Below are 6,129 nucleotides of genomic sequence, written 5' to 3' on the forward strand. Positions count from 1 at the left end.
CATCCCCGATAATCCCCGTCACAACCGCTTTGCAAGCAAACTTAGCTCGTCATCAGCCATCAAATTTGCTATGCTTAGCTCAACTTCAGGGGGGATTTTATGACACTAGGAGCAAAATTAAAACAAGCACGTGCCGATCATCAGCTCACCCAACAGGCTGTGGCTACACAGGTTGCGGTGTCGCGGCAAACCATTTCTAGTTGGGAAACGGGTAAAAGCTTCCCCGATATTGACAGTCTAGTTACACTGAGTAACCTATACGGGTTAAGCTTAGATATCTTGATAAAAGAAGACACCGGTATGCTAGATTATTTACGCAAATCCGAAATCTTGCGTAAACTACGGCCCATTTATCAGAGCATGCAGATTCTAAACTTTTTGTTTCTGATTATCCTAACGTTTTTTTCTTCCTAGCCAATTAGGCAGTTGGGTCATCCTAGCGGCAGTCTTCTTTAATCTGCTAGGCGTCTTATTCATGCAAAAATTCGAGGCACAACTCAGCAGCCTACCGCCAGCTGAACAACGGTGGCAATCCGGTTGGCTAAGTTCCTTGATTAGTAACTTATTGATCACCGGCGCATTTGTGGCGACCTATTGGTGGCCCGTATCACCGAGTGTGGCTACTACTCTTAGTAGTCTAGCCTTATTTTCTTGGCTCATCTGGTTTATCTTGTGGTTTGGTCATCTCACCCATCGCTTAAAAATCAGCGAAGATAAACTCAATAAGCAAAAGAACGATTAGCATCAAGCATTGATTTATCAACGATGCAAAGACTCTTTGCTAGGCAAGCCCCCTGCGCTTTGCTAGACTAAAACTAAAAGTGAGACATCCAGCCATGACATTCGGTGAACGGTTAAAGCAAACTCGCCTAGCCCAGCGAAAAGTCCCAGCGCCCAAGCCCGGCCCGCTGGGGGAATGGTCTTATTTTTCGAACTGTACTATCGACATCAAAAAAAGGTCAGCGCCTGATGCGCCGACCTTTTTATTAGCGACCTATTGCCGCGTGTGACCACCATGAGCGGTCCCCATTAAGTTATCCGTTAAAGCCAGTTGAATCGCATGGGGGCTTTCCCAGTGGTCAATTTCGGTAGCTAAGCCAGCCTGCCACTGTGCCTTCTCACGACTCTTCGAAATAAATTGGTCCCAATCCATGTCGGCAGTGGTCCGGTCATGGGTCTGCCGCCATTTTGCCCATTCATCCAGATGTTTCGCTAATTCCAGGGCTTCCGGTGGGGCTAATACAACATTCTCAGTCATAACCGTAACCTCCTTAGCAAAAATACTGACAGTCACTCTCAATTACTACCCTTATTTTACCAAGAATGTTGCCGCCTGGCGATCATTATGCTCATAATTGGTCAATCACCTGCGCTATTGATTGATCCCCACTCAATAACGGAATGGTTTTCCCAATCGTCTGTGGCGCATGGAGTGCTGCCACTAGAAAGGCCGCCAAGTCAGCGCGTGGAACGCTTCCCACCGCCAAAGGATCACTCTTGATTAAGCCCGTACCAGCATGAAAGGATAACGCACCTGGCTGGACAATCGTATAATCAAGGTGGGTCTGGCGAACCAACCAGTTGTCAGCATAAAATTTCGCAACATACAACGGTTTTAACGGATCGGCCCAGCGATTACGATCTTCCGCAAATAACATACTGATCATTAAAAAACGCGAAACTCCGGCAATCTCAGCCGCTTGCATGGTTTTAACGGCACCATCGAGATCAATTAATAATGTCATATCAGCTTTAGTTTGACCACCAGATCCCGCTGCAAAGATCACTGCGTCCATACCCATGATAGCGCTAGCTAATTGCTCTGGCTTGGCTAGTAGATCCATTTTACACACCATCAATCCCTGATCAGCCCATTCTTCACCATCTTCGGTCGGCTTCAACCCCGCCACCGGGGTATCACCCGCGGCTAGTAGCTGTTGCATCAATAACCGACCAACCTGCCCATTAGCGCCCACAACCAATACCTGCATCCCTGTCCAACCCCTTTTTCCGTTTAATTCCATTATACACGGCCTAGTTTGTGAAAAAAAAGGGCCACTGGACTTTACCGCATCCATCTATCTGCCATATAATAAAAATAGGGCATCGATCGACACTGGTCACGACCCAGATTTTTGAGGAGGTCTTCAACTTTGCAAGACACAGAGTTAACCATTACTGACTTGGACGAACCAGCACAACAAACTGCACTAACTGACTTCGCCCACTTTTATTTACGCCACTACCGGACAAATGATTTGGAAATCATCGCCCAGTATAAGGTAGACTACGCCATGAACGACATCAACATGTACTTGTATGCCAACCAGTATTTCCAACCCCAACAACTGGCAACTGACGTGTTAACTAATAAACGGGATTTATTCTTGGCGATTCTTCAAACGATCAATTTGCCATACAACACCAACGGCTCCTTGAAGGATAATTCTTGGGACAGCTGGTATCAACAACAATACGCTGCTATCGATGAAGGTAAGTAATCCTTCTCTAAAAACATCTAGCACCTCATGAAAAAATCGGTCAACTCAGTATGAACTACTGGATTGACCGATTTTTTAAGTTTGAACTAATGGTGACTAGCTTAACCCGGGAAATGTTAAATCTTACCAACCAAATCAGTTCCCGGTTTCAAAGTCTGCTCACCAGCATGCCAGTTCGCTGGGCATACCCGGTCTCCATGTTCGGCCACAAATTGGGCAGCCTGCAATGTCCGCAAAATTTCACCAGCATTACGGCCGATCCCCATATCATTAACCGTATACGACCGGACAGTGCCTTGTGGATCAAGGATGAAGACGCCCCGGTACGCCTGACCTAGTTGCTCATTCAAAACGTCATAGTGCCGCGCCAAAACCCCCGCAGGGTCGGCTATCATTGGGTACGTCACTTTACCAACCTCGGCACTCTGTTCATGCCACGCTTGATGCACGAACTCAGTATCTTCAGAAATACTGTAAATTTCTGTGTCAGCCTGTTGAAACGCATCATAATGATCAGCCAAATCACCCAACTCGGTCGGACAAACAAAAGAAAAGTCAGCCGGGTAGAAGAAGAGAATCGACCAATGCCCCATCAAATCTGACCGCGTCAGTGAGTTAACCTCACCATTTTGAAACGCATTGACTTGAAAATCGGGTAACACTGAACCAATATAATTCATCATCATGTCTCCTCTCATTTAGTAAAATTAAGCACACTCTTAGGGTAATCTTTTATCTCAATTAAATCAAGAATGATTCTAAACTAGGAGCAATAATTCTTTTACCATCAACGGATAAACGTTGGGGTTGGCTTATTATAATAATTATTTTCTGTAACCGATACTTTTTTCTTGCACTCTTTCTGAAAATCGGTTAGTATTAACACATAGGATAAATAGAAGCTGTTAGGTGAGGCTCCTATGCGGAAAATGCTACTGCTCAGAAACGTCGAGAAACGCCAATGAGTCAGCTGTTCAGGTCAATCGAAGGCCTGATCTAACGTAGCTGTTAAGTGATTAACTACGCCGTATAGTGCTAAAACTCAACGACTAGCTAGACACGTTTACAATTTTTTTGGTGCGCTTAGCTGGTTGTGGCTAAGTGCTTTTTATTTATCCACAGTTGTCACTGTTGACCCAATTTAGGAGGTGATTGAACATGACAACGCAACTTATAGATGATCCTGGAGCGTGTTATAACTCGCTGGTGGGAAAGTTATTGTCCGTTCATCCCTCTTGGTTGACGCTTTGAGGAGAGCGACTCTAGCTTTCCCGTATCCGGACACCGTAGCTTGATGCGGTGGTTCGATTAACCACGATTAAACTGAATCGGCTGGCCACTTTACTTCAGATGCTGTCGGCGTTGCAACCGACCGCAACGCATCTGGATTTCTCGTACTCGTTTGTGCGCCAGCTGGATTCGCCCCACTCGATGGATAACGCAAGCTAGAGTTACTGGTCTTTCTCGGCAACTGACGACCGCTATGCATTGACGTGCTAGTCGTTCACGTTCGCTTCACTACTGGGGGAACCCAACAGGGAGGAACACATAACGTAACTGACGCCGTTTCAACGAGTTGGCTTTTACTCAAAGTTGATCGATACGAATCCTAATACCAAACCAATACGGTTATCACTGCAACGCCGCTAGCTCCCATGGGCTGATGGGAATCACCCCGCAAGACTAGCAGCTGAACATTGATGAGCTGGTATTTAAAACACGTTTGAACTCAAAAAGAGCCGCCATTGGTTAAAATGGCGGCTCTTTTTATTTTACCTTCGCTGCTCGCAACTCGCGGAGATAGCTTTGACTCTTCTCTTCACTAAATTCGTGCTCTGATTTCCCAATAATCACCGTTGCCAAGGAATTACCAACCACGTTCACGGCTGTCCGTCCCATATCGACCAGCCGGTCAATCCCCGCGATAAAGGTCAACCCACTCATTGGGACTCCAATCGTTGAGACTGTTGCCAGTAACACCACAAACGAGGCACCTGGTACACCAGCCATTCCTTTACTCGTGATCATCAGCACCACCAGTAAGGTGATCTGTTGACCTAAGCTCAAATGGATGTGGTAAGCCTGCGCTAAGAACAACGCGGCCAATGACTGATAAATGGCCGAACCGTCCAGGTTAAACGTATATCCCGTGGGAATAACAAAGGATACAATCCCTTGACTAACCCCAAACTTATCCATTTTATCGATTAATCGTGGTAATGCTGCTTCAGAACTAGCTGTCGAAAAGGCTAAGACCGCCTCATCTTTGATCACATAAAGCAAGTCACTTAATTTGAAGCCAAACATTCGGGCAGCGATTCCCATAAAGACAACGATGAATAACAGCATTGTCCCATAGGCTAAGATAATGAAGTACCCCAGTGGTGCCAAGGCCGACAAACCCATTTGTGCAATGGTGACCCCGATCAGGGCGCATACTCCGATGGGAGCTGTATGCATGACCCAATTAGTGACCCGAAACATAACCTGTGATACGGCATCGAGAAAGTCAACGATAATTCGTCCTTGCTTCCCGATCGCCGCAGTTCCCAAACCGAAGAAAACAGAGAAGAAGATAACGGGCATCATGTCCCCTTCAGATAATGATTTAAAAATATTAGTCGGAATAATGCCCATCAAAGTGGACCAAATTCCTGTATTGCTAGCAGATTTCGCCGAGGAGACGTATTGGCTAATATCTGTGCTATGTAATTGGTGAATGTTGATAAAGTCGCCGGGGTGGAAAATATTTCCAATCAGCAGCCCCAGGGCAATCGCAATGGTGGTCATAATTTCAAAGTAAATGATCGTTTTACCACCAACGCGTCCCAACTGCTTAATGTCACCCATGTTTGCAATACCAACGGTCAAACAAGAAACCACAATCGGCAAAACAATCATTTGAATTAGCCCAATGAACATATTGCCGATATTCTGCATGGCCGTAATGGCTAACTTATTTTGATAAAATACGGCCCCCAAGACAATCCCTAAAGCCAGACCAATTAGAATCTGCCAGCCGAGGCTTAATCGATAGCTACGATATTTCTTCATACGACTTCCATCCATTCTCTCTTAAACTAGTTTTTAACCGCTTTGTCATACCTATTCATCATAGCACACAGGCACACTAGTGGGAAGCTACGGCCCGGTAAGATTAACAGCTTTGATTTCTTTTAACTGTAGTAAACCAACAACTGCAATTACTCATTGTGCCCCTAAATAATTTTATTTACAAAAAAAGTGGAACCCAATCACTGGGTTCCACAACTCGCGTGGCAACGTCCTATCCTCGCAGGGGGCGATCCCCCAACTACTATCGGCGTGCTGAAGCTTAACTTCTGTGTTCGGCATGGGAACAGGTGTATCCTTCAGGCTATCGCCACCACACTATAAGAGAACTTCTTCCCTCAAAACTAGATATTAGTCAATTATTCTCGAAACAACTACGTTGTTGACTTGGTTAAGTCCTCGACCGATTAGTACTGGTCCGCTCCACGCCTCGCGGCGCTGCTACTTCCAGCCTATCTACCTGATCATCTCTCAGGGGTCTTACTTCCATATAGGAATGGGAAATCTCATCTTGAGGCGAGTTTCACACTTAGATGCTTTCAGCGTTTATCTCATC

8 protein-coding genes, 2 rRNA genes and 1 riboswitch are annotated in these 6,129 nt (G+C 45.7%); of the genes, 3 read left to right on the forward strand and 7 right to left on the reverse strand.

What is annotated here, in order from left to right:
* Positions 1-99 precede the first annotated feature (99 nt).
* Positions 100-414, forward strand: coding sequence for a helix-turn-helix transcriptional regulator (locus ACP4IT_RS02395; RefSeq protein WP_011666899.1), 315 nt, complete (start codon positions 100-102; stop codon positions 412-414).
* 61 nt (positions 415-475) lie between these two features.
* A complete protein-coding gene (locus tag ACP4IT_RS02400) occupies positions 476-742 on the forward strand; it encodes a hypothetical protein (protein ID WP_011666898.1) in 267 nt (88 codons plus the stop codon).
* 252 nt (positions 743-994) lie between these two features.
* Here the strand turns inward: ACP4IT_RS02400 and ACP4IT_RS02405 are convergent, their stop codons facing one another.
* Both ACP4IT_RS02405 and ACP4IT_RS02410 read right to left on the reverse strand, forming a co-directional pair.
* Complete coding sequence (locus ACP4IT_RS02405) at positions 995-1,258, reverse strand: hypothetical protein (RefSeq protein WP_011666897.1); 264 nt, start codon at positions 1,256-1,258, stop codon at positions 995-997.
* A 91-nt stretch (positions 1,259-1,349) separates the two neighbouring features.
* On the reverse strand, positions 1,350-1,991 hold the full coding sequence (locus ACP4IT_RS02410; RefSeq protein WP_011666896.1) for an SDR family oxidoreductase: 642 nt from the start codon (positions 1,989-1,991) through the stop codon (positions 1,350-1,352).
* Positions 1,992-2,153: 162 nt separating this feature from the next.
* On the opposite strand from ACP4IT_RS02410, the gene ACP4IT_RS02415 reads away from it, so the two are divergent.
* Entirely contained in the window at positions 2,154-2,501 is a 348-nt protein-coding gene (locus ACP4IT_RS02415; RefSeq protein WP_011666895.1) for a hypothetical protein, read from the forward strand.
* A gap of 116 nt (positions 2,502-2,617) precedes the next feature.
* Here ACP4IT_RS02415 and ACP4IT_RS02420 read toward each other — a convergent pair whose 3' ends face one another.
* The 5 genes from ACP4IT_RS02420 to ACP4IT_RS02440 form a co-directional block, all read right to left on the reverse strand.
* The gene (locus ACP4IT_RS02420; protein WP_011666894.1) at positions 2,618-3,181 is read right to left on the reverse strand and encodes a peroxiredoxin; all 564 of its coding nucleotides are present in this window, start codon (positions 3,179-3,181) and stop codon (positions 2,618-2,620) included.
* A gap of 214 nt (positions 3,182-3,395) precedes the next feature.
* Positions 3,396-3,562: riboswitch (M-box (ykoK) riboswitch) on the forward strand.
* A 257-nt stretch (positions 3,563-3,819) separates the two neighbouring features.
* A complete protein-coding gene (locus ACP4IT_RS02425) occupies positions 3,820-3,990 on the reverse strand; it encodes a hypothetical protein (RefSeq protein WP_155249620.1) in 171 nt (56 codons plus the stop codon).
* Between the two features lie 278 nt (positions 3,991-4,268).
* Complete coding sequence (locus tag ACP4IT_RS02430; protein WP_011666893.1) at positions 4,269-5,555, reverse strand: dicarboxylate/amino acid:cation symporter; 1,287 nt, start codon at positions 5,553-5,555, stop codon at positions 4,269-4,271.
* Positions 5,556-5,774: 219 nt separating this feature from the next.
* Positions 5,775-5,891: ribosomal RNA gene (gene rrf / locus ACP4IT_RS02435) — 5S ribosomal RNA — on the reverse strand.
* Between the two features lie 69 nt (positions 5,892-5,960).
* Positions 5,961-6,129 (reverse strand): 23S ribosomal RNA (locus ACP4IT_RS02440); the annotation flags it as partial.

Origin of the sequence: Levilactobacillus sp. LN180102 (assembly GCF_050106635.1) — a bacterium.
In the GTDB taxonomy this organism is placed as follows: Bacteria; Bacillota; Bacilli; order Lactobacillales; family Lactobacillaceae; genus Levilactobacillus; species Levilactobacillus brevis.

Coding starts and splice junctions, on each gene's coding strand:
- ACP4IT_RS02400 (WP_011666898.1), top strand. CDS start 476: ATGCAAAAATTCGAGGCACAACTCAGCAGCCTACCGCCAGCTGAACAA.
- ACP4IT_RS02420 (WP_011666894.1), bottom strand. CDS start 3,181: ATGAATTATATTGGTTCAGTGTTACCCGATTTTCAAGTCAATGCGTTT.
- ACP4IT_RS02430 (WP_011666893.1), bottom strand. CDS start 5,555: ATGAAGAAATATCGTAGCTATCGATTAAGCCTCGGCTGGCAGATTCTA.
- ACP4IT_RS02410 (WP_011666896.1), bottom strand. CDS start 1,991: ATGCAGGTATTGGTTGTGGGCGCTAATGGGCAGGTTGGTCGGTTATTG.
- ACP4IT_RS02405 (WP_011666897.1), bottom strand. CDS start 1,258: ATGACTGAGAATGTTGTATTAGCCCCACCGGAAGCCCTGGAATTAGCG.
- ACP4IT_RS02425 (WP_155249620.1), bottom strand. CDS start 3,990: ATGCATAGCGGTCGTCAGTTGCCGAGAAAGACCAGTAACTCTAGCTTG.
- ACP4IT_RS02395 (WP_011666899.1), top strand. CDS start 100: ATGACACTAGGAGCAAAATTAAAACAAGCACGTGCCGATCATCAGCTC.